Origin of the sequence: Enterococcus haemoperoxidus ATCC BAA-382, assembly GCF_000407165.1 — a bacterium.
In the GTDB taxonomy this organism is placed as follows: domain Bacteria; phylum Bacillota; class Bacilli; order Lactobacillales; family Enterococcaceae; genus Enterococcus_L; species Enterococcus_L haemoperoxidus.
This window is the reverse complement of record NZ_KE136480.1, coordinates 669,313-694,657: the sequence shown is the minus strand read 5'-3', so window position 1 is coordinate 694,657 and position 25,345 is coordinate 669,313. Positions and strand designations below refer to the sequence as shown.

General features: G+C 37.5%; 17 protein-coding genes. All 17 read left to right on the top strand.

Annotated features, from left to right (window positions below):
* Positions 1-5: 5 nt before the first annotated feature.
* The 17 genes from I583_RS13865 to I583_RS13785 all read left to right on the top strand — a co-directional run bounded on the left by I583_RS13865 (position 6) and on the right by I583_RS13785 (position 25,031).
* A complete protein-coding gene (locus I583_RS13865) occupies positions 6-713 on the top strand; it encodes a WxL domain-containing protein (RefSeq protein WP_010762044.1) in 708 nt (235 codons plus the stop codon).
* Positions 714-871: 158 nt separating this feature from the next.
* Positions 872-1,894 carry a WxLIP family cell surface protein gene (locus I583_RS13860; RefSeq protein ID WP_034683599.1) on the top strand — a complete coding sequence of 341 codons (1,023 nt, stop codon included), beginning with the start codon at positions 872-874 and terminating at the stop codon, positions 1,892-1,894.
* Between the two features lie 43 nt (positions 1,895-1,937).
* Positions 1,938-2,276 (top strand): hypothetical protein, encoded by a 339-nt coding sequence (locus tag I583_RS13855; RefSeq protein ID WP_010762042.1) that lies wholly within the window; start codon positions 1,938-1,940, stop codon positions 2,274-2,276.
* A gap of 163 nt (positions 2,277-2,439) precedes the next feature.
* A complete protein-coding gene (locus tag I583_RS13850) occupies positions 2,440-4,959 on the top strand; it encodes a MucBP domain-containing protein (RefSeq protein WP_010762041.1) in 2,520 nt (839 codons plus the stop codon).
* Positions 4,960-5,683: 724 nt separating this feature from the next.
* Positions 5,684-6,847: a tyrosine-type recombinase/integrase gene (locus tag I583_RS13845; protein WP_010762040.1), complete on the top strand. Its 1,164-nt coding sequence runs from the start codon at positions 5,684-5,686 to the stop codon at positions 6,845-6,847.
* Positions 6,848-7,014: 167 nt separating this feature from the next.
* Positions 7,015-7,698, top strand: a complete 684-nt coding sequence (locus I583_RS13840) for a winged helix-turn-helix domain-containing protein (protein ID WP_010762039.1) — start codon at positions 7,015-7,017, stop codon at positions 7,696-7,698.
* A gap of 61 nt (positions 7,699-7,759) precedes the next feature.
* A complete protein-coding gene (locus I583_RS13835) occupies positions 7,760-10,639 on the top strand; it encodes a MucBP domain-containing protein (RefSeq protein WP_016249910.1) in 2,880 nt (959 codons plus the stop codon).
* A gap of 18 nt (positions 10,640-10,657) precedes the next feature.
* Positions 10,658-10,972: an EF2685/EF0750 family sortase-dependent surface protein gene (locus I583_RS13830; RefSeq protein ID WP_010762037.1), complete on the top strand. Its 315-nt coding sequence runs from the start codon at positions 10,658-10,660 to the stop codon at positions 10,970-10,972.
* The gene (locus tag I583_RS13825; protein ID WP_341853151.1) at positions 10,900-11,769 is read left to right on the top strand and encodes a WxL domain-containing protein; all 870 of its coding nucleotides are present in this window, start codon (positions 10,900-10,902) and stop codon (positions 11,767-11,769) included. Before I583_RS13830 ends, I583_RS13825 begins: the two co-directional genes overlap by 73 nt.
* Positions 11,770-11,801: 32 nt before the next feature.
* Positions 11,802-12,602 carry a WxL domain-containing protein gene (locus I583_RS13820; protein ID WP_010762035.1) on the top strand — a complete coding sequence of 267 codons (801 nt, stop codon included), beginning with the start codon at positions 11,802-11,804 and terminating at the stop codon, positions 12,600-12,602.
* A 201-nt stretch (positions 12,603-12,803) separates the two neighbouring features.
* Positions 12,804-13,883 carry a WxLIP family cell surface protein gene (locus tag I583_RS13815; RefSeq protein WP_010762034.1) on the top strand — a complete coding sequence of 360 codons (1,080 nt, stop codon included), beginning with the start codon at positions 12,804-12,806 and terminating at the stop codon, positions 13,881-13,883.
* A gap of 17 nt (positions 13,884-13,900) precedes the next feature.
* Positions 13,901-14,569, top strand: coding sequence for a hypothetical protein (locus I583_RS13810; RefSeq protein WP_010762033.1), 669 nt, complete (start codon positions 13,901-13,903; stop codon positions 14,567-14,569).
* 5 nt (positions 14,570-14,574) lie between these two features.
* Positions 14,575-15,156 carry a signal peptidase I gene (gene lepB, locus I583_RS13805; RefSeq protein ID WP_081635858.1) on the top strand — a complete coding sequence of 194 codons (582 nt, stop codon included), beginning with the start codon at positions 14,575-14,577 and terminating at the stop codon, positions 15,154-15,156.
* 502 nt (positions 15,157-15,658) lie between these two features.
* Positions 15,659-15,892 (top strand): type II toxin-antitoxin system RelB family antitoxin, encoded by a 234-nt coding sequence (gene relB / locus I583_RS13800; RefSeq protein WP_010762031.1) that lies wholly within the window; start codon positions 15,659-15,661, stop codon positions 15,890-15,892.
* Positions 15,882-16,151 carry a type II toxin-antitoxin system RelE family toxin gene (locus I583_RS13795; RefSeq protein WP_010762030.1) on the top strand — a complete coding sequence of 90 codons (270 nt, stop codon included), beginning with the start codon at positions 15,882-15,884 and terminating at the stop codon, positions 16,149-16,151. The genes relB and I583_RS13795 overlap by 11 nt, the downstream gene beginning before the upstream one ends.
* A gap of 1,431 nt (positions 16,152-17,582) precedes the next feature.
* The gene (locus tag I583_RS13790; protein WP_010762029.1) at positions 17,583-19,085 is read left to right on the top strand and encodes an AcpB/EbpR/MafR family transcriptional regulator; all 1,503 of its coding nucleotides are present in this window, start codon (positions 17,583-17,585) and stop codon (positions 19,083-19,085) included.
* A gap of 156 nt (positions 19,086-19,241) precedes the next feature.
* Positions 19,242-25,031, top strand: a complete 5,790-nt coding sequence (locus I583_RS13785) for a SpaA isopeptide-forming pilin-related protein (protein ID WP_010762028.1) — start codon at positions 19,242-19,244, stop codon at positions 25,029-25,031.
* Positions 25,032-25,345: the final 314 nt, after the last annotated feature.

Genomic DNA, 25,345 nt, shown 5'->3' with positions numbered 1-25,345 from the left:
CAAAAATGAAAAAATTAGTAATGATGTCTCTATTATCAGCAACAGCTTTAATGTTATTTGCTCCAAAAGCGGATGCAAAAAGTTTTGAAGATAAAACAGATATAGGTGTGAGTTTTAAATCGGATGATCCAACAATTCCTGGTGAGAACAAGCCATTTAAAAACAACTTGTCACTTGTTTGGAAACCAACTTCTTTCCAATTTGGGGAGCAAAAAGCTGTAGGTGCTTCAGCGACATTTAGTAATACAGTTAAAGGTAATCAATATTTGATCGTTAATGATGATAGATCGGCTGCTACAACGTCGTGGTCATTAAATGTTAAATTATCAGAAATGACTACTGCAGATGCTTCTAAAACATTAGCATCTAAACTAATGGTGAATTTAAATGATGCACAAAAATATGATATTGGTTCAGAAATTGGTGAAGATAATGATTTTGTTCCCAATAAACCAGATGCTACTTCATTGAGTGCATTAGATGCAAATGCAGGAATTACTCTTGGGGATGGAAAAGCTAAAACATTGACAATTGAAGCTGGAAATACAACAGGACAAGCAGTATTAGTTAAGAAAACAGCAAATGCCGTAAAAGGTGGAGTTTCGACACTAATCTCAGATGTTAAATTAGTTGTAACCGATGCAGCAAAAGATGAAGCCGCTGGAGAGTCTTTTGCGGGTACAGTTTCTTGGACGTTAGATGATTTACAATAGCAATCAGAAACAGCAATAAAAGTAGTAAAAAATATAAGTAAAGTATTGATTGAAATAGATAGTTATTGTTATAAGTTGTTCATTCAAAAAAATGTTTATAAGGAGGAAGGTAATTGGGGAAGTAGTCGTTAGGAGAAAGGATTGTTTATTTGAAGTTAATGTATGAAAAAATATTGTATTGCCTGTTTTTAGGGATAGCATGTCTATTTATTTGTCCAACCATTGTTTTTTCTGACGAGTCTGCTAAAAATCCAATTAAAGATTTTTCCTACGAGGTCGTATTTCCTGAAAATCAACAAAATAAGAATGTGGGCTATTACGATCTTTTAATGAAGCCAGGAGAAAAACAAACAATCCAGTTAAAAATGCACAATATATCAGATAAGCCTCTAAAAGTTGCTATTGATTTGAATAGTGCGAAAACAAATGGAAATGGTGTAATCGAGTACGGACCAACAGACTTAAAAAAAGATGTGTCGCTAAATTATGACCTTGCTCAAATCATGACAGGGCCAAAAGAGGTTACTTTAAAGCCAAATAGTACTGAAATAGTTGAGTTTGTGATCACTCTTCCAGAAGTTGCTTTTGAGGGGTATCTTGCCGGTGGGATTCAATTAAAACCTATTGTAAAAGAAGAGCACTCTCAAGAGGAAAGCATAATTATTAATAAATTTGCTTTTTTAATTGGGGTCTTGATCCATGAATCAAATACCGAAAAAATCAAACCAGTATTGAAACTCAATGACGTTTCACTAAAACTAAAAGATGGTTCTTATTCCCTATTTGTCGATCTCTCCAATACAAAAGGAGTGTTCGTTGAAAAAATGGCCGCAGCGATTAATATCAGAAAAAACAATAGTTCAAAAAACTTGATCAAGTTCAACAAACAAGACATGAGAATGGCTCCTAATTCAGCCATTGCTATCCCAGTTTCTTTACAGAATCAAAAAATTACTGCTGGGGAATATACAGCGGATATCCGTATTACAACAGCAGATGGTGGAAATTGGACATGGGTGAAGAATTTCACCTTTACGAGGATTGAAGCAGAACAAATCAATCGACATATCAATCAAAATGATCAATCTTATTTTAGTGGGTGGTGGGTGCTATTGTTTTCCACGCTACTTATAATAACGCTACTCCTTTTTTTCTTGCGCAAGAAAAAAAGGAGTGCCTAAATTAAGATGCGGGGATAAATAACGAGGAAAGAGGGGGATGACGATGAAAAAAAATATTTTTTTGTTACTACTTTTTGTAATTGGAGGTTGTTGTTTTTTCGGAAAAACAGTTGAAGCTACCCAAAGTGATGCCACTACAGACGTAATGATTACTTTGCCGAAGGAAGAAGTTCCGTTAGAATTACCGCCTATTTCTCAGCCACCACTACTTAATGATGTAGCGACATCTCCAATTTCTCAGGGAAAGCTACCTTCAACAGGTGACCTGATTACATCTATTATTTGGACGCTACTTGGTTGTTCGTTATTGATTATATTTATAGGTGTGTATAGTTTGAAACATGTATTTAATAGTAAAACTAACATATATCCTCTAAAATAAAAGGTTTTGGGCTGAAATTTACTGATTAGGAGTATCTAATAATAACCAAATATGGCACAGTTTACCGAGTAACAGATACACAATAGCAATAAAGAAAAACATAGTAAATTTAAGCGATAAAATCAGGTCGTAAAATAACTCTTATTGGATGAGAGGAGAACGAATGAAGAAACAAAATATAATAACACAGGTTAAGCGATGCATCATTCTATTTGGTTTCGTTTTAGTAAGTGGATTTTTTTTCATGCAAAGCGATAAAAAAATAATAGCTCAGCAAGAAGATGAGCTAGCTACTACTGAGTCCAAAACAGGTGCTTTAGAGACATCATTAATAAATAGAACAGATGCTGAAGTGACTGAAATTTCGGTAACAATGAAGTTAACAGGTGCAGATGGCAAACCACTTGAAGGGGTAAGTTTTGTTATCCAAAGATTAAGAGCTACTGGAAAATGGACGACATTTAATCAAGAGCAACCGTTTATAACAGATAGTTTGGGTGAAATTAAGATGACGCCTAAAGTAGTAGGGCTAATGAAGCAATATGGTGGTCGAGATGATAATAAAGCCTTCAGGTTTCGTGAGGTATCAGTTCCAAAAGACTCTGGATATGTCGCTCCGCCACCTTATTCTGGGACCGATGATGAAATGGCAGCAAGTGGTGGACAGACACTATCTGGATTCATATCTGATAGGATGGATATTACCTCAGCTACAACGATGGATTATCATCTAAGAATGTCTCATAATAAAATGGGAAGTAGTAATTTAGTGAACAATCCTACTTTTTATCGTGATACTACTACGAATTATATTCCTGGATGGGTATCATTTGTAGGATCATTTGGATTTTCTCTTGGGGCAACACCAATTCTTTTGAATTACACACATCCGATGGCGGATTTACCGTGGAATCGTTTTGAGAAAATTCCTCTTACTAATAAAAATAATATAAATGAATGGCTCTATAAAGGTGTAAATGTGGAATATCCTCTTCTCAATCAAATTAATGTGGATCCACCGCCAGTTACAGACTATCTTGGTCAATTGAAAGTGTATCAGTATGATCCTGCCAATAATGAATATTACGTTCTTGCTGACACAACCAATGCGACCAGCAAGACAAGACAATTAGTTTATATTTTAGGACAAACTGTATCTGTGAAACCTAACACAACATATAGGTTTGGTATATCTTATCATTTGCCAGTTGGGCTACCAGATGCAGCTGGATCGATTGAAATTGTATTTTATAATGGTAAAAGGGTAACTGGACCTAAAGATGGATTTAAAGTTACTGAGCTAGCTGATGGTTATTGGCATGACCTATACACAGAATTCAAAACTTCAACAAATGCTGATGAAGTGAGTTTAAGTTTGAGGATGAATTTTCCAGTTAAAAAAGCAAGTTGGACTTCGGTAAAAAATGTTTGGTTAGAAGAAGGTTCTGGAGGTTCCGGCGGTACTTCAGGAGAAGGGGATGCACAAGAAGTAACAGTCAATTACCATCAAGATGGTGTAATAAAAGATACAGCTAGTATCCCAGCTGGAAATTTAGGCAGAACTTGGTCAGCTCCCCTTAAAACATATGCTGATTTTGATTTTGAGTCTGCAAAATTAGATGGAGTGAATGTTTCTGCAACCACTGAGCAACCGGTTACAGGAATCTTCAAAAATGAAAAACAGACAGTCGATTATTATTTCAAAAAGAAGCATGATTATAAATTAGTCGCTGATCCTATGGATTGGGGCAAGCAATTTGTTGGAACACAAGCTCCGGTAAGTAGTCTATTTAATGGTAAAGTATATGTATATGATGGTGATACAAAAGTAGAAACTTTAACATCAAACTTTACGTCATCGATTAAAGCGTATGACAATAGTCTGGCTGGTGCGAAAAAATTTGACGTCACCTTCCAATCAACAGCACAGCTTAATACAAAGTATCCAGGACTAGAGAATAAAAATACAGTGGTAGCTTCATTAAGTGTCTTATTTTATACAGAGCTGAAAGCAACTTCTGTGGCACAAACATACTTTGAAAACGTAGATGTACCAACAGCTGAGAAACGTAAAGCATGGGTGAAAGATGTAATGGTCAACGGAAAAGCTGTTGGAGACAACTATACGGTTGATCTCGTTACTGCGTGGGATAGCAGTCAGGTAATCGCCAAAGATTATCAAGTTAAGGTGAGTAGTGGTGAATTATCTGAAATAGTTGTTGTAACAGTAACGTATACACCTATTGGAGATTTGATATTAGATGTTCCGACTACGTTGAATTTTAGAGATGTTTATGTCAGAAAAGGCAAAGAACAAGTTATTCGTCGAAAAAATGATAACTGGTCATTAAGTGTAGATGACCAAAGACACGTGACATATCAAAAAGGTTGGGATCTTTCAGTCAAGCTGGAGGAAAGTTTGACTTTAGAGAAGGATGATATAAAAGTCGGGTTGGATGATGTTGTAATTTATAAAAAGGATTCATCCAGTGTTCCAGAAGTATTGAAAAAAGGAGAAAGACACGAAATTTTAAATCACGCCACGGGTGTTACTGGAGAAACAAAGATGAGCTGGCCATCGGATGCTGGTTTCTTGTTAAAAATAGATCGTCTAAAATCACGCTATATTGAAGAAGGGGCGTATAAAGCGGTCTTAGAGTTCACTTTGGCGGATACACCATAAGAAAATAATGGAAAAATAGGCTAGTATTTGAATCATTTTAAAAGAAACTAAAGGGATCTGGGATACGAGTACAAAGACAAATAAAATAGAAGACCGAAAGAGGTTGGAACAGAAGTGTTTAACTCCGAGAAATAAGAGGGAATTTACGAAAATTGCTCTTAAAATTTTTGTGAATTTCAGCTTATTTCCGAAGGAGTTGCTTCTGTGCCCACCGTTTATTCAGATTCCTTGAGGCTGGGATGTGACTTGTAGAGTTATGTCCCGGCCTCCTTCTATTTTTGGATGAGAGGAAGGATGACATGATTTGCTTAATATAAGAACATTACATTAGCTTATTTTTTCTTAGGCGTATGCTCCAACCTGTTTTTTATAAATAAATATGATGTTATATATATTTCATGTGTATATGAAATATAAAAACAGTGAAAAAAACACCAAAGAGAAATGTAAACGCTCCAAAGAGACGCTCTGTTGTATTTTTCTTTAGTATACTCTTTTTATAAACATAAATAAAACAAAATAGAACTAGGTTTTTTTTCTCAGAATTAGTCATTATGAGAAGGAAAATCTAGTTCTTTTTGTTATAAATAAACGGTTTTGTTCGTTAAATTCTATTCTAATACAAAGAAAACGAAAAGTCTATAACAAAAAAACAAAAGTTCTTTAATTTTTATCGTTTTATTATTGGGTAAAAATGAAAAAAATATGAAAAAAACGGTTTTTTGTGATTTCTAGCCGTCAATTCTCTCGTCAAACGAAGGAGGAACTTACGATAACTAAAAAAGGCGAAAATATTTATAAGCGAAAAGATGGCCGCTGGGAAGGACGCTACCGAAAAGGGCGAAATGAACAAGGAAAACTGGTCTACGGCTACATTTACGGTCAAAAATATAGGGAGGTCAAACAAACCTTAGAACGTCTAAAAGCACGCCAGACTTTTTCAAAGCAGCTTACGACCCAATTTCAAGGGACAGTAGAGGAATGGCTCGTGTACTGGTTGGATCACTTAATCGTTCGTCAAATCAAACAGTCGACCTATGCGTCGTATCAAACAAAAATGCGCAAACATATCTTGCCTTATATAGGAAAGAAAAAATTACTTCATATTGAGAAAAAAGACATCACAGCGTTAATGCTTCTTTTAGCGGATAAAGAATTAAGTCTGACCACGATCCATAATGTCTTGACGATCTTTAAAAGTGCCATGAATAAAGCCTACCTAGAAAAAGCCATTCCAGAAAACCCATGTGATGGCATTGTACTGCCAGCGATCCGGAAAAAAGATATCGCCATTTTAACTCGGGAACAACAACGAATATTAGAAAAAGCTGCTCTAAAAGAGCCAGGATGCTCACCGATCATTATCGCGTTGTACACCGGCATGCGAATTGGTGAAATCGGGGCTTTAACGTGGTCCGATATCAATTTAGAAAGCAAAACGATCCAAGTGGTCCGCACAATCCAGCGAGTGTCTGTGCCAGGAAAAACAACCAAGACAGAGATTGTATTTGATCTGCCCAAATCAAAAAGCTCGGTGCGGAAAATACCGATTGCCCAAAATTTACTTACTTACTTAACAAAGAAAAAAGCGGAGGCGGTCAGTACCTATGTGATCAACTATAAACACGCATACGCAGAACCTAGACTGATCAATTATTGGTTTAAAAAGACCCTTGCCAAAGCTGACATAGAGCCGATCCATTTCCACGCCTTACGGCATACCTTTGCGACACGATGCATTGAAAATGGGAGCGATATTGCCACCTTAAGCCGTTTACTAGGCCATCAATCGATCAAGCTGACCTTAGATACGTATGCCAGTTCTTTATGGGAAACTAGAGAAAAGGCCATTTCTATTCTGGATGCCGAACTGAATTTAGAAGAATAACCGTCAAAAAAAGCGTCATCACAGCTAAAAAAACAGCGTGTTATAACGACTAGAACATTTCTTCTTATAATGACTAATTCTGAGAAAAATAATAGTAGAACTGTAATCATTTTTCTACCCACATAGTATAGCAAAAAAAAATAAAAGAAGAAAGGCGGACGAATCAAATGAGTCGTATCGGTTTATATCAATTTGAACACCCCACATCACTATACATAGAAACACTTAAGGAACAAGCATACACGCTTTACCCATTAGAGAAAGAGGAACAAGCCAAACAAACCATGTTGGAGGCGGTGGTCCTAGATTGTTCAGGCGGAAGCAGTGGTGAATCAGTCGAGCACATCAGCGAGTGGCTGTTTGACCTGAAAAAAAGTGAAGTCCCACTGATCTTTATCCTATTACAACAGAGCACCCCGATGGAGCGGTTGATTTATTTACAATTGGGGGCAACGATCGTCTTTGATGATCAGATCAAGCCGAATGAATTTGGAATCATTGTTTCCAATCTCCTCCAACCAAGAGTGGGGTTGAGGCAAGCTGTTTTAGAAGAAAAGGTAGGGAGCGGACTTCAATTAAACGTCTATAATCATTCTATCCGTTTAGAAAACGAGCAGGAAGTCCTTCTGACACCGCTAGAATATAAGCTAGTAAGTTACTTGAAAAGTAAAAAAGAACAGGGGGCGACCTATGAAGAAATTTATCAAGTTTTGTGGCAACAGGAAATGGGCAATCAACGCTACCGCGTAGCAAATTTAGTCTTTCTCATTCGGACTAAGATAGAGAAAAGTACAGCCCATCCTAAGTATTTAAAAACGATCCGTACGATTGGATATGTTCTTTGTATGTAAGGCGACAGACTCCTACTCAAGGAAGAATAGTAGGATGGCGAACAATAGGAGGAATAAGTATATGAAAAGAAAACTGAATAAACGAATATCCCTGTGGCTGTTCATCTTGTTAGGACTACTGAGTATTAGTGGCGGAGGGGCAGTCTATGGTGTGGACGAACATACGACTCAATCAGAAGATGAGGCATCCGCTCCCACTCCGAACGAGAGTAGCCCAGCTCTGACTCCTCAGCCAAGAGCAACCGATTTTGACTGGACAATTTTTGATGAGCCGGGAGAACTGGATGGGGCTGTGGAAGAGACCAAAAATACTGCAGTTAAAATAGATACATCTGGTCTAGTGGGGGATAAAGCACCAAAAAGAGAGTATTATATGGTGTTTAATGGTGTTAGTGATAAAGATGATAACAAACTAGCTTTTGAGCAAGGAACAGCAGGAACCACGAGGATTGGCCTAATAAGTACAGGCTTGACTTTCCCGTCAATTGTGGGTGCAAAGGGGCCAACGGATGCTCTAGTTGGTTATGGGTATAACTACACTCTGAAAGGGCGTGAGGCTTCCGGCTTTAATATAGCAATGCAGAATAGTATTGGAGGACTAATATTGAATAATCGTGTATCTACTACCAGTGACTCATTTGTGTTTGGGAATATGAAAAAATTAATGACCAATAAAGCAAAAAATGAAATTTACGCTTATGGGATGTTCATTATCGAAATTCCAATAAATGAGATCAGTAGCAATAGATACCAAATCCCTATTCGTATATCTGGAAAACCAATAGACAATAAAGGACGTGTTCGCTTCACATTAAAATACCAAAATCCATTTAAAGTATCGACAAATTTTGTAACAAGTTATGGGGTTCACGTGGATATTCAAGGTAAGCATAGAGAGTCTATGATGTATTCACTAGGAAATAACGACGGGCTGTATTTTAGACAACGGGCGGATGTCCCGGCTGAGAGGCTGCTTGATGGAGAAAATTATTTTTTGTATTTTTATCGAAATAACTATATGGGTAAAAGTAATCCACCCATAGCTTTTTTTGGGAACGATCGTGCTAGCGGGCTCTTATATACTGTTTTTAAAACTAAGAACCCTTATTTAGAGACACCAACACCAGATGTTGCAGAGGATGTACAATATCCATTCACAACCCATCCCGGCTGGCTTTATTTATATCCTCAAGCAACACTGGAACCAAATGAAATCGGGTCATCCGATTTGGAAATGTCTGTCACAGAACAAAAAGCAAGAGCCGTGACATATAACTATGTCGATGATACAGGTGAAACGTTTGATTCAGTGACCGATACGCTATTTGTAGGAGACACCTATAATCCACTCGACTTTAAAAAAGAGTTCACCGGATACAAATTTGACCGAGTGGACGACCCTGGGAAGGGAGTGGTTGGGACTACACCGATTACAATTACGTTTCATTATAAGAAAGCAAGAACCATTACGGTTAAGCATGTAGCTGAGGCCAATAAACAACTTGCAACTAGAGAATTTACATTTTATTCGGGAGATACCTATAATGCCAATGAGTATAGCATCAACTTTGTTGGGTATAAGTATGATCGAGCGGATGATCCGGGCAAAGGAATCGTTGGAACAACCGATATAACGATTACGCTTCATTATAAAACCGCTAGAACCGTGACAATCAACTATCTAGATGACAAAAATCAGGTGATAGAAACTAAAAAGGAAACACTGTATGTAGGAGATACTTATAATGTAGAAACCTATAAAAAAGAAATCACGGGGTATACATTTGTACGAGTAGACCCAGCTAGTGGAACAGTTGGTGCGGAGGATCTTACACTGAACCTGTATTACAAAGCCAACATGACTGGTAGTCAAACCATTACGTTTGATGACGTGACAGCCGGTACCATAGGGGTCACAACGACTGAAATTGGGCATGAGCTTAAGGTGAATATTAAGACGAGTTATACAGTAGAAGTAAAAGGATGGGAAAACATCACCTTAACTGCACCAATTCCGAAAGGTTTTGTTTTTAAACCTGGTTCCTTTATGGAAGGAAAAAAATCAATTCCAGATGATAAGCTAACGATTGGGACAGGGACACTTTCGTTTAATATGGGAAATTTTGCCTCAACGCTCGCTCCCGGTCGGTATTATAAAATGCATACCTATAGCCTCATTGCGTCAAAGGATGCCCCACAAGGAGTTCCAATCAAGTGGCCGGCGACTGCGGCTGGAACAGATTTGACGGTAACGTCGGAAGGACAATTGACTGTACTAAAAAAGCAGCCAATCACAGTCACTTTTAAAAGCGACAAAGGAACGGAGCTTCATGAGCCAATTGTGACAGAAATGTATGAAGTAGGCAGTAAAGTGGATCTGACCAAACTTCCAGCTGTCACAACAGCGGTGAAAAGCCTAACAGACAAAGGGTATCTCGTGACACGTCCTGCTAATGAAACAGCGCTCACTGTGGCTGAAGGTGGCACGACCGCCGCCTATACCTTTTCCGGTACCCTTAGTTTAACCTCGGTCCCAAAAGTTTTAAACTTTGGTACGATTCGGTACACGACCAAAACCCAACGAGTGGAGAATCCGTCCTATGTGGATCCTTTAGTGGTCAGAGATACCCGTTCGGACAAAGCAGATGGCTGGACCATGACCGCTGAGGTCACGACACCGATGACCAATGTCGACAACAAGTTATTGAAAAACGCACTGCGCTATGTGTATAAAGGCAAAGAACAGACGCTGAGTTCAGATGCGCAAGTCGTGTATACCGCAACTACTCCCACGATCCCAGAAAGCTATTCTGTCAGTGAAAACTGGGGAACGACCAAAGGAAGTGACGGCGTGAAGTTTCAGTTAGACTCGTCAGAAACCGTCTATACCGGTGAATATACTGGCGTGATCACGTGGAAGATCATGCCGGGACAGCCATAAGGAAAGGGGAGTGATTTAATGAAGGAACAAAAAAACGTTATTTTATTCACGAGCCTGTTGGTTGCCTGCTTTTTATTTATAGCGGGAGATGTATCGGCGGCAGAGGGGCAGATCACGGTCGATGGGAAAATCTCATTCTATGAAGAAGAGGAACGTCCAACTCGAATCAGTGAGACAGAATCTGACTTACTGGTTAAAAAACCAGAAGGACGAAAAGGTCTCTTCCCTCAGACAGGAGAACTCCTTCAACACTATGGAGGATGGCTTGTATTCCTTCTGCTTCTTGTGTTATGGCTTCTATGGAGACGGCATCGAAAGGAGGCGAAACCATGAGACGGTATTTGAACCTCAGCCGACTGCTGTTCCTAATGGGGGCTATGGCGGTAGGCTTGATGGGAACCATTGTCCATGCGGACACTTCTCTTGAACAGTCCGGGACGGTTTCGGTGGTTGACGGAGGTGCCTCTCTCCAAGATCCGGAGAATCCGGAAGTCCCGACAGATCCGGGACCTGGGACGGCTGAATCAGGACCATTGCGGATCGATTATGTGTCGCCACTCCAGTTTGGCGAAAGAAAAATTCGTGAAACAGATCGGGTGTATCCCGCGTTAGCCCAACAGTTTTATACAGACATCGGACCTAGAGGCAGCTATATTCAACTAACGGACCAGCGGGCTCTTAGTACGGGTTGGTCCTTACAGGTGAAACAAGAAACACAATTTCGCAACCCCATCATTCAAGAAGCAGGAGAACAAGAACTAAAGGGCGCCGTGCTGTCCTTAGACAAGGGCTGGGCCAATTCCAGCAGTTCCAGTGAGGCTCCTGTGGTGACAAGAGAAACCATTGCCCTGAACACTATAGGCAGCACCTATGAAGTGGCGACAGCCGCTGCGGGGACAGGCCAAGGGGTTTGGACCATTTCGTTTGGGGCTTCTGATACCAACACGGGGCATCAAAAGCCAACCTTGACCCCAGTCAAAGACGAAGCGGGGCAACCGATTCTAGAGAAAGAGTCCAATAAACCCGTCTACCAAAATTCAGCGATTACGCTGACGATTCCAGAAACGACCGTGATTCATCCGGTCCATTATGAAACGAAGATAACTTGGCTCTTAGCCGAGTTGCCTTAATAAATGAAAACAGAAAATAGGAGGAAACAAAAATGAACGCAATGACAAAAGGAACTTTAGCAACAGTGACTCTTTTAGCATCAGTACTATTAGGGGGAATGAGTGTTTCTGCAGCAGAAGAAGAAACGCCTAAGCCAACACCAGAGACAAAACTTGATTCAAAAGGGAAAACAATTGTAGAAGAAGGGGTGATTGGTCCAGAAGATCCAACCCCAGATCCAGAAAAACCAGATGAAAACCTTCCAGAAAATCCAGATATTTCAGTTAACCCAGATTCTGGTTCATTAGTGTTGCAACGTGTGTCAGTGATGAACTTTGGGACGATCAAAACCTCTGGTTCAGAAATAAAGGCCAATGCGGCACCGATTACATTATCAGAAGGAGAAACACGTGGTGCGATCGTTGGCTGGTCAGACGTTCGTTCAGGCGGGACTTACGGCTATACGATCACGGCGGAATTAACAAAACAATTTACCGGTGTGACCCCTGATACATCAAACGCCTTAACAGGAGCGACACTTAATTATACAAATGGAATGGCTGTCCCAGCGGCATCAAATGAAAATGTAGTGCCCTCAAATGTAGCGACAGCGTTCGAACTAGATAAAGATAGTGGGGCTAAAACAGTCGTGACAGCTGATAAAGCAAAGCTTGAAGGAAAAGGCTCTTACGTGATGGAATTTGGTCAAAGTGATAAATATACAGGAACGGATGGCACAAAAGGCACGGATAAAACAGCTGTGACGTTGACTGTTCCTGCTACCGTAGCCTCAAATATGGTGTTAGATACGTATAATGCCGTTGTGACATGGAAGATCGTTGCAGCAGTTTAACCAACATCAGCTGTACAATAAAGACATTCAGGTTTAAGTAATTGGACTGACCCTGTTCATTCGTTATCACTCGTGTGCAGGGTCAGAAAAATACTTAGAAGCCTGAATTTTTTATGAAGAATACTCAGATATAGAAATAGATGGAAGCGAAACGTTCGCTTTAGTACATAACAACAAAAACACAATTGAAGGAGAGTCAGTATGACTTATTTAAACAAACGAATCACCTTTTTGATCTTTATTTTAGCTATTTTTGGGTTCTTATCCCCGCAAACAGCACAAGCAGAGAATAAACCAAACGCTGCAGGAGCGGCAGGTTTTAGCTACAGTATCCATTTTCCAGAGAATCAGATGGAAAAAGACATAGGGTATTACCATTTAAAAATGACCCCAAATCAAAAACAAACTCTGTCGATTACGTTAAATAATCCCAGCGAGGAAAACGTGGAGGTGGCAGTGAGTTTAAATAGTGCCAAAACCAACCCCAATGGAGTAATTGAGTACGGAGACTCGTCCTTAAAAAATGATCCGTCTTTGGCCTATGATTTCAAAAAAATCGTTTCAGGACCAGATAAAGTCGCATTAGCAGCAGGGGAAACAAAAGAGGTCGAACTGACGATTCAAATGCCGGAAACCGCGTATGAAGGGGTACTTTCTGGCGGAATCCAGCTGATGAAAACGGGCCAAGATCAAGCGGATGAAACAGATAAAGGGTCAAAAATCATTAATCAGTATGCGTATGTGATTGGGGTTTTACTACAGGAATCAGACAAACCTGTCACGCCGGAACTGGCATTAAACACTGTTATGGCCGGGCAAAGCAATTACCGAAATACGGTGTATGTTCATTTTTCAAACATTACAGCAACGTATGTGAATGATCTGACTGCAGAGGTGCAGATCACGTCAGAAAAAAGCAAAGAGGTCCTTTATGAACGAAAACAAACGGCAATGCGAATGGCGCCCAACTCGTTTATTAATTTTCCTGTCAGTATGAATGGCGAAAAAATGGTCCCAGGAAAATACAAAGCGGCCATCTTAGTCACATCAGGAGATCAAAAATGGACGTGGGATAAAGACTTTACGATTACAGATAAAGAAGCGAATCAATTTAACGAGCGAGATGTAGGCTTAGTTCAGAAAAAAGGACTGGACTGGACGATGATTGGCTGGATCGTGGGAAGCATTGTGTTCTTTACCGCGCTTCTATTTGGTGTGATGGTTTTCTTTAGAAAGAAAAAAGAAGCAGAGACAAAGAAACGAAAAAAGAGCCGTAAATGAACAGGAGCTGAAAAAAGATGACAACATTGGATTATGTATATACTGGAGGCATCATTTTAGCGATCTTGTCCTTGATAGGGGCAAGTCTGTTTCTTTACAGATTCTTTCTTAAACACCGACAACTAAAGAAGCTTCCCATAAAGAAACTCAGGAATAAGAAGAAGCAGCGGCGTATCCGGCGTATCCGTCAAGAACTGTTGGCTCAAAAACGCCAAAGCATTCGTGCTTTTGTCCTGTCCTTGGTTCTTTTTCTCAGTTTCTCAGCAGGGGCAATGGGTCTATCCTATTACCAGTCAATGACGTTAGGAACAGACGATTCCAATTCCTTAGTGAAAGGGTACTACTTGCTTCGTGATTTTAAGAAGGAATTGGCAGAAGTTGAGTCTAAACAAGAAGACAAAGAAAAGCTGCAGAAAAACATTCGGTATTTAGGCACGTCAATGGCGAGTTACGGGACTAAAAAAGCGAGTTCAGTGAATACGGAAGAAGGGCAATTAGTGTTGAACCGTTATTATAAAGCATTAAAAGAATTAGGCATGAACGTCAGTACGCAAACGAATAATTTTTATGAAAATCCCTCTTTAGTCGAAGAATTTTTAACAGATAGTGCCAAGGTAGAAACCTATGAAAAAGCAGCATTTACCTATTATAAAGTAGATGAGTCCCTTCTCAAAGAAAGCAAGTAGTCCGTATGGCGAAAAAAAAGAATATCCAAAAAAGAAAGAGACATAGAGACAGGGATCAAAGACGATATAAGACGTCATTGAAACAAATGGGTAAAGACTTGTGTGTCGCTGTCTTTTTTGGGCTTGGGAGCACCTTGATAGTGTGTTCTTTTTTCTTTAGCCTCATGAAAGTAACAGGATATGGGATGAGTCCGACAGTCCGAAATGGCGAATATGTACTGGTGAAGAAAACCAAAGAGGTCAGACGATTTGATTTGGTGGCCTTTAATAACGGATCAGGAAAAAGACAAATCCGTCGGATCATTGGACTTCCAGGAGAGAGTATTTCCTTTAAAGAGGATGAGTTATTCGTGAATGGTCAGCCGATGGATGAGAAGTTTATCGTGGATGAAGTGAATGAAAGCCAAAGAAATGGCAAGAACTATACAGAGGACTTTACACTAGGCTCATTTTTGATAGAAAAAGGAACGATCCCAGCGGGGTATTATTTTGTGTTGGGAGATAACCGTCCCTACGCGACAGACAGCCGTCATTATGGATTGGTTTCAAAAGAAAAGGTGATTGGATTTGTTTATAATAGCAGGTAGCAGTCGAAAGAAAACGTGAGGTTTTTGAGAATTAGTTATGGTGTAGGGAAGACTGGAATTTAATTAATCAATAGGATAGGAAAATTTCTATCCTGTTTTCTTATGCTAAAATAGTCGGTACAGAGTAGTTATTTTCTTCGCATCGTTGAATAAATTTAATAATGAAGTGAAATCAGCTTTGGGGTTAAATGTTCCTTGTTTTTAATACCCTAATTCCTATATTTTGGAAGGGTTCTTTATAAAAGGTGAATGAGGAATACCTAAAAGAGCGAAAGATTTTGTTTGCTCTTATTGCAAATCTCAAATAATAGAATGAATGCAATCGTAATCAATCCTTCAGTATATTGTAGAGGTATGACTTTAGCAGTTGATTGTGACATAGAAGGTTCAATAAGCGTTACAACTAAAAAGTTGGTTATCATTTAAATTTTACTAACGATGTATTGACATTGTTTATATGTTTTAGTACACTGTTAGTACAATAAGAATGGAGGGATTTAACATGTCTCAATCCACAATAACATTTAGAATTCCGGATGAAGAAAAAGAACTAGTAGCAGAATATGCGAAAGCGCACAATTCATCATTAACCGAACTATACAGAAATGCTGTACTAGATAAAATTGAAGATGAAATAGATTTAAACACGTTAAGAAAAGCAATGAAAGATTCCAAAATCAAAAAAGAAGTGGGGATTTCTCAAGATGAGATGGAGAAATTATTAGATGAAGTATAACGTAATCTATATGCCACAAGCACAAAAGCAATTAAAAAAAATGGATAGAAACCAAGCAAGAATTATTATTGCTTGGATCAGAAAAAATTTAGAAGCCACAACTGACCCACGACAACATGGAAAAGGGTTAACTGGAACTAAAAGTGGCGAGTGGCGGTATCGAATAGGAAATTATCGTATATTAGCTGATATAAACGACTCTGAAATTAGGATAGAGATATTTTCTATAGGTCACAGAAGTACTATATATAAAAGGTAACTAAATAGTTTAAATGAGCTAAGGAAGAAATATAGAGGATGTTTCTGTAGGAGCTTTTTTCATTAGACTATGTAAAATAAGATATAGTCAAAAGTGATCTTGCATAGCTTTAGCAAGATTACTTTTTTGGGGTAAATTATACGTGTCAATGATCAGAATCTGACACAAGCATGCTAAATCAAGTTGTGTAAACAAGTAAAAAACAAACAGCTGCTCATCAAGTGATAGTAAAAAATAGTTGGATTGTTTCTGAAATGATGAGCAGCTGTTTGAAATTCGCAGGTTCTGCAGGCCAGCGAATTTTTTGCATAACAACCCATCTTCCGCCAGATGGATTATTAAGAATACGGATGTACTGAAAATAAATCGTTACATTACACCATTCAATCGTGTAAACGAAAGAAATCGTTCTTTATCTGTTTTTAACTATTGACCATTTTTACGCACATTGACCAGACTGCCTTTTTTGATCGAATGGTGAATGTATGGCAGTGATAGGTTCTAGTAACATCCGCTCGCAAGCACCAATTGGTAGAATGGAAATACGAGAATATCGTATTTAAAAAAGGAGAAGAGAGGCGCTTGCTATTTATAAAAAGAGCGAAAAAATACGGCATTAGCGACCAACTAATACCGTGCAAAAGTGCAACAAATACCAACCAACTGCTTCAAACTAACAAGATTTGAAAAATAAACTAGTATTTCTTACAAAAATTGAGTAAAATGAAAGAGTCGATATGAAAATATTGACTTGGGCAACTTATATTATTAGTTTGTGCTGATAATATGAGGCTCTGTACGAGGATGTCCGTCCTTTTGCAGAGTGCCTTTTTATTTTAGTTTTTCGCTCTAATTACCTAAATTCAACACACAAAAAAATGATATTAGTCAGCTACTAATACCATGAAGCGTTCGTTAAATAACCATTCACTATCATTATTGAGTAAGTAAAAAAGAATGGAAATCCGTTTTTACTTTTAGTACAATAAAGGTAGTCAATAAGCAATTATTGGCGAGGCAACTTGTATTATTAGTTTGTGCTGATAATACAGGGCTCTGTTTAGAAGATGACCGTCTTCTGACAGGGCGCCTTTTTTTGTTCCATGTTGTAAAGTTATCCTGACTTAAAGAGGTGGGGATAGTCAATAGAATATCGTGAAAGAATTCAAATAGTCAAAACTGTCTGGAAAAAAGGACAAGTTTGACTGAGGTCGCATAGCACTTGTTTTACTTTTTGTTTCATTTATTCAGCGAATACTTGAATAAACGAAACAAGTGGTAGTCCTGAGTCTAGGAATCTGAATAAAACGGTATTGAGTAGTCATTTTCTTCGCATAATTGAATAGATTCATTTACAATTTTAATAGAGAAATGATTCTTTACAAATCATATGCAATAAGACTATTTGCACGAAACTAGGGGTGTTTATCAATGATTATACATACAGAAGACTTAGATCTTTTTGACCAAGGCGTCAGTGCCAAAGTCCTTTTAATAGAATACTTGGCCTATACTAAAAGGTGGGTCACAGTAGCTGAGTTTGTTCAAGAAATTGATTTAACAAAGCGAACTGTTGAGAAATACTTGCACCTCGTTCAAGAGGATATTGAGAATTTTCATCAGGAAGAAAAAATTGAACTTCTATATGATAAGAAATTGGGTTATTTTTTGCAAACAAATTCGTTGGTCTATGTGGAGGATTTTTTACTTTATCAATTACAGAATACATTAAGTTATCGTTTGATGTACGGTATATTTTTTGAGACTATTTCGTCTGCTATCCAATTCGCTCATGATAATTATACAAGCGAGTCAACGGTTTGGCGTCTAACCAAGGAATTCAGAAAAAAAATCCAACATTATCAGTTAGATATAAAAAAAGGAAGTTTTCAGCTAGTTGGGGAAGAAGGGCAAGTCCGTCAATTATTGTATTCTATTATGTGGCTGCTGTTTAAAGGAAAGACCTGGCCGTTTCCTCAAGTATCTCAAGCAAGAGTGGCTTCTATCATTGAGGAAATCGAATCAGTATTTGGACTTAAACTTTCTTCATTCAGACGGCAAAATCTAGCTTATTATATTGCTATTTGTATTGTAAGAAATCAAAAAGGCCATACGATCCAGCAGAAAGCTGTTGTTTTTGAAAATACGAACAATAATCCTTTGTTTGACCTGTATGAAGAGAGGATAAAGAACTACTTTTTTGAAGAGACATGGTCAAAGGCCGAATCGGCATTCTTGTTTTCAGTTTTATTGACAAGGGATGAATGTTACAGCAATGAAAAAGTTAGAGAGCAAATTTATGATTTTCATGAACGAAATCAAACGGATCTTTATCAATCGATTCTCTTTTTTGAACATGAATTGAAGGCAAAAGCAAACCAATTGAAATTTCCCCAAAATAATACTCACTTACTCCGTGATTATATATTTAGTTCTCACGCATTTTGCCAATTGTTTCACGGTTTTAGGTTTAGTATGAATGGATATAATTATTGGGATCGGGAACAATTGAAATACCCTAATTTGGTTAGACAATTGGAGGAAATAATCAACGACCTATATATAAAAACGAAGAATCATCTATTTTTACAAAGACGCTTTTTGATCATTCGCTATTTAGTCATGTATGCGTCTATCACAGAGTTACCTCAATTAGAAGAAAAGATGACGATTCTATTGGTAACAGATTTACCCATATTTGAGGAGAAGCGTTTAATGCTCTTATTGAAAAAGAATTATCAAAATGATTATAATATGGAAATCGTTACACCTGATACAGTAGATAATAACAACTATCAGCTGATCGTTTCTACTAGCAAAGTTCCTCAGACATCAGAAAAGACTGTTCCAAATGTCATCTTTGATACAGAATTAACAAAGATGGATTATGCAGAATTGGATAGCCTATTATGGGGTTTGATAAAAAATAGATAAAAATGATATTTATATCAAAAAATCAAAAAACAGTAAAAAAAAATCAAAAAATTGACGTTTTGTAATCGCTTCCCCGTGTTATTCTTTTTTCACAATAGAATTATGTCAAAAATAAAGAATTCAAGTAATTTATTAGGAACGGTGAAGGAGATTAATATGAAAAAAATCATTCATGTATTTTTAACGTTTTTACTTTTAGCGCAAGTTATAGTACCGCAGATTGCAATTGCAGAAACTTTACTTAGTGATGATGAAATTACTATAGCAGAAGCGATGTTTGATCAAAACAGTCAAAAGCAGCAAGCAACGATTCAATTAAAATTAACTGTAAAAACAACAAATCAAAAACAAGCAGTTATTCAGCTATCGCCTGCTTATACAGCAACCGATACTGGCATAAAAGAATTGAAAGATACGCAACAAGTAAGTCATGGAACGTATCAAGTTACAGGTAATCAAGTTCATTTAAGTATCAATGAAAATACGGATAGTGAGCTACTCATAGATATAGCAGGAAAAGTAACAGAGCAAGCCCTCGAAAATCATGTTACTGTTCGCTTAGGAAATCAAGAACAAACGGTTCCTTTTCCAGAAAATTGGCAAATGCTGGAATCAGTAGAAGAATCATCAACATCTACAGAAACACAACAACTGCCAATCCAAACTACTTCAGAATCAACAACAGCTGAAAGTCAGGAAACAAATGAAACATCATCAAGCAATTCAGGACAAATTGCAAAACGCAGAGCAGCTATTGATATTAAAGAGTTATACAAACAAGCAGGATTAACGGATGATTTTCTGACAAAAATGTCGTTAACATTCGCAGATAAGGATGGTAACCCAGTAAGTGAACCGACAATTAATGATCATGTTAAATTTGCTTTTGAATTTGAGCTGAATGAAGAGATACGTGCTCAGATGGTAGCAGGAGATTATTATGAGTTTCAAATGCCTAATTCTATAAAAGTTACCCAAAACCAAGTTTTCCCATTATCGGATAAAGAGGGTAATCAGTATGCAAATGTATTAATCAACACGGATGGCAGTATCAAAATTATTTTTACTGAAGAAGTTAAGAATGCTTCTGATATTGTAGGAAAATTTCACTTTAGTGGTGATTTTGATAAAGATAATATTGATGGGCCTGGAGAAATCGTGATTGTTCCTCCTGGACATGAAGATTTAGGTGGATCTATCGTGATCAAGCCTAATTATACAGGAGATAATATTGATAAAAAGGGTCATTTTGATAAAGAACTGAATCCAAGTAAAATTATTTGGGATGTTGATGTAAACAAAGCGTTAGATCCATTGGAAAATGCAACAGTTATTGAAACTTTTCCGACAGGAACGACTTATGAAAGTGTTAAGGTTTACCAAGTAGATGTTGATTTTGATGGCCAAGTGGTTGAAGGATCGCAAAGAGTTGCTGATCCATCGACATATACAGTTGATTCAAATGGAACAGTTTCTTTTAAAGGGTTGACAAGCAACGCCTATCGTCTAGAATATACAACGTCTATCAACGAAGACTTTAAGCCGAATGATGGTGGCTTTATTTCATTCAAAAACCATGCAGCTCTTACGGCAAAAGGGTTAGAAGAAGCCACAACTGAAGCTACTGTTTCAGCTCAATATGGGAAAAAAATTGGTAAGTTTAAGGGGAATTATGACCCGATTAAGCAAGAATTTAATTGGGTTATCCGATATAATTATGGCGAAAAAGTCATTTCCAACGGTTCAATTAAAGATACGTTTCAAGATAGTCATATGTTTTTAGTGGATGGTTCTGTTGATTTGTATGAAATGGTCTCTGACCAAAGCGGTAATCTTGTTAGAGGACGTCAATTGGTTGAAGGGGTAGATTATACTTTAGATAGTTCAGCTGGTAATGGCTTTGAAATTAAATTTATCGGTGAGCTTAAAACAGCAGTAGATATCGATTATACAACGGGATATGATGGGATTCTTGATGAAAATACAGTCATCAAAAATGATGTGGTTACAGAAAATGGTGAAAATGACGGGGAATCAGGGAATTTGACGCCTCAAAATATCATAAAAAAACGTGGTGCAATGGATTACACCAACCATACAGTGGCTTGGTCGATTGATATCAATAAAAATAATTACAGCATGAACAATTGGAAACTGAAAGATGTGTTGAGTGAGGGACTGACACTTAAACCAGAAACGGTCAATATACATGATAATGAAACAAATAAAGCATTAATTTTAGGAACGGACTATACATTAGATTATAATCAAACAACAAGTCAATTTGACATTGTGTTTATTGGAAGCTATGTGAAAACGGATCATTCATTTAAAATTACGTATACAACAAATTACGATCCAGAAGCAATTCCAGAAGATGATCCAAACAAAAAATTTAGAAATGATGCTACAGTAGAATGGGAGACGGACGCAGGTGATTTAATCACCAATGACGATTTTGCAGAATTCAAACCAAATGAACCAACGAAATACAACGGGTCGAAATCTGGTTCTTACAATGCTGTGAAAAAGGAAATTACGTGGTCACTCGCTGTGAACTATAGTGATAAAGACTTAGAGAATGCCAAACTGTCAGATTTAATTTCACCTCTTGAAAAATATATTTGGAATTCTATCAAGATTTATCATTATACAGTAGATAATGATGGTTCTATCATAAAAGGAAATGAATTAACCCCACAAGAATATGAAGAATTTGGTATTCAGCAGCCAGACGTTCTTAACCGGGAAATGTTGATCGTTGATTTCCCCGATAATGATTCGGGAACGTATCTTGTTGAATTTAGAACAGAAGTTGGCGGTCCGTTTTTAATCAATCAACAATATGATAATGATGCTGTGTTTAGTAATGACAAATATGAAGATCACTCATTACATGGTGAAGTATCTGTGAATCACGGTGGTGAATTTACAAGTAAAAGTGGTAAACAGGATAAAGATGGCTACGTTGACTGGTCTGTTACACTAAACGGCAGTCAATCAACACTTTATGATGTAACAGTAGAAGATACACCATCACCTAATCAATCTATTAATATTGATACATTGCATATTTTTGGAACGAAAGTAGATAGTGAGGGAAATATTGCTATTGATAGAACCAAAGAATTAGTGAAAGATACTGACTACACAGTAGAGTCAACAACAGATAATACAACTGGGCAACAAAAGATGATCCTTAAATTTATCGGTGAATACCAACAAATAGAGAGCCCATTGATCATGGAATATAAGACAATGATTTTCTTAGAGGGAACGACAGGAACAGTTTCAAATGATATTCATATTACAAGTGATGGGAAAACTGAAATCGATGAAGAAGGAGAAGGACACACGAACGTCACAATTATTGAAGGTGGCGGCTCTAGCTCTGGTGAACGTGGTCAATTGATTATTAAAAAAGTTGGTGCATTAGGTCAAGTACTTCCGGAAGGAGCAACTTTTGAACTTTGGGATAAAAACCAAACACAAATTTTACGTTCCGGCACCGTTGGTATCAACGGTTTGATAACTTTCGGTAATCTACCTTATGGACACTACATTTTGAAAGAGACAGGAGCATTAACTGAATTAGGTTACACAATCGATCAAAGCTTGGTTGATGGCAAAGATGTCGAAATCAATGAATCTACAACAAATGGAACACCACTAGTTATCCAAAATCCTCTTGGAAAAGTTGAATTAAAAAAACAAGGCGAAAAAGGACAACTGTTAGTAGGTGCACAATTTAAATTAGAAGTCTATAACAGCCTTACTGATACATGGGTTACTAAACCTGTGAACCAAGCGTTAGTAACGGATAAGACTGGTCGTTTAATTATTCTAGGATTAGTTGTTGGCAAATATCGTTTGACTGAAACGAAAGCACCGACAGGGTATATTCTCAACACGAATGCGATTCCTTTTGAAATAGTGGAAAATAGTGATCACCAACTTGTTCAAGTTGGAATGCATGATGCATTTATTAATTACCAGTCTGCGATTAGTTTTATTAAAAAAGATCAGCATGGAGTTCCTGTAGCTGGAGCTGAATTCGGATTGTTTAATAAAAATAATGTGACAACCCCTATTAAAAAAGTAAACTCCGCGGCAGATGGAAAAGTGATATTTACAGATGTCGGACCTGGAGAGTACGTAATAAAAGAATTATCATCTCCAAATGGTTTTTTATTAAATAAAGAAGCCATCGAGAATATCGTAGTACCTGAAAAATCAGATAAGCCATTAGAAACAATTGAATTATCTGCTGATTTCATCAATTATAAGGGTTCTGCAGAAATAACTAAGTATGGCAAAACAGCCAGTGGCAATAAGTTATTAGCGGGGGTCGAATTTGCTTTAGAAGATACAACAGGAAAAGTTGTTCAAACAGGCACAACGAACGTTGATGGGAAATTATTACTCGAAGATATCGCTCCAGGAACGTATTACTTTAAAGAAGTGAGCGTTGGCCCGAATGTAGAATATCTATTGAACACTGAAAAAGTCAAAGTAGTAATTGAACCCAATACCGTTGGAAAACCAAAGGCAGTTCAAGCTGAAATGACAAACTACCAAGGATCGTTCAAAATTAAAAAGGTGGATAGTCATTGGAATCCCTTGGCTGGGGCAGAATTTTCTGTGTATAAAACAGACGGACAGTTAGTAGTGGCAAACTTGACATCTGATCGTGATGGACTCATTCAATACGATGGTTTAGCACCAGGAAGTTACTATTTGGTTGAAACAAAAGCGCCTGTTGATGAGAATGGACAAGACTATGTTAAAAATGAGTATCCGATTCTGTTTAACGTAGCACAATCACATGAAGGGAAACCTACACAAATTGATTTGGGCGCATTCCAGAATTTTAAAGGAAAAGTAGGTTTAACGAAAGTTGGTGAAGGAAGTCGACCGATAGCTGGAGCAAAATTTGCTGTTTATAGAGCGAAAGGCTCATCGGAAGAACTTGTACAAATCGATGGAAAAGAGTATATCGAGGCAGGGGAAGATGGTCATCTGGACATTGATAAATTAGGTCCTGGCTACTATAAAATCATTGAAATCGAAGCACCACACGGCTATGTAATCAATAAACAGCCAATCTACTTTACGGTAAAAGCAGGTGAAGAGACAACACCTCCTGTGGAAGAAGTATCAATTGTAAATTATGAAGTAGGAATCAAAGCACGAAAGGTTGCTAAAGGAGAACTAGTCTCGGAGCCTTTAGCTGGAGCAGAATTTGAAATTCACGATGAAAATGGCAAAGTTGTCAATGCTTATGACAAAGAGGATAATGCTATTACAAGGCTTATTTCTGGAGTTGATGGTGAGATTTTTGCTAAAGGTTTAAAAGGTGGGACATACACATTAGTGGAAGTGAAGGCCCCATCGGGCTACCTCCTGAATTCAGCACCTAAGACATTTACTATCAAGGAAACAATGGGAAAACCAGAATCGCTTATCCTTGATTTAGGAGATTATGTCAATTATCAAGGCTCTGTTCAATTGAATAAGACAGATGAGATGACTAGAAAAGCGTTAAGTGGTGCAGCATTTAATCTTTATCAGCAGTCTGGAATGATGGTTGAGGAAAATTTAGTGACAGATGAAAAAGGCCAAATTCATGTGAATAAATTGGCGCCGGGTTCTTATTACTTTGTAGAGCAAAAAGCCCCAAATGGCTATCAATTATCACAAGAAAAAGTTACTTTTACTATTGAGTCATCTGCAAAAAACGAACCTAAACTATTGTCTTTAAACGTGACGAATAAAGCGACACAAGTCAATATTCCATCAGATGTTTCACCAGCTATTACCCCACCTCAAAAAGGCTATTTAGCTAGCCTAGGTGAAAAAGTTAGCACTAGCTTGATAATGATTGGCGCTATTCTGTTAGCTGAAGTAGCAATGGTTATCATTCGTAAACGTAAAAAAGAGCAATAGAATATTTAAAGAAAAATTGATACTCAGTTGATAAAGCTGCTTTAGCTAACTTTATCAACTGAGTATTTTTTAATGACAATCATTTTTTATTGTGAATAGAGTGTAAAGGGATGTATTTTACATAGCATTAGGTTCTATGGTATTTATTGTTTTTTTGAAGAGTCTGGTTATTACTATGTTTTTATCTAGTTCTTTAATAAAAAACATCAACGAGAAATGTAAGCGCTTCAACGAGACGCTCTATCGTTTTTCTTTTAGTATAATCTATTTATAAATAAAAAGATGACAAAAAAGAACTAAATTTTCTTTCTCAG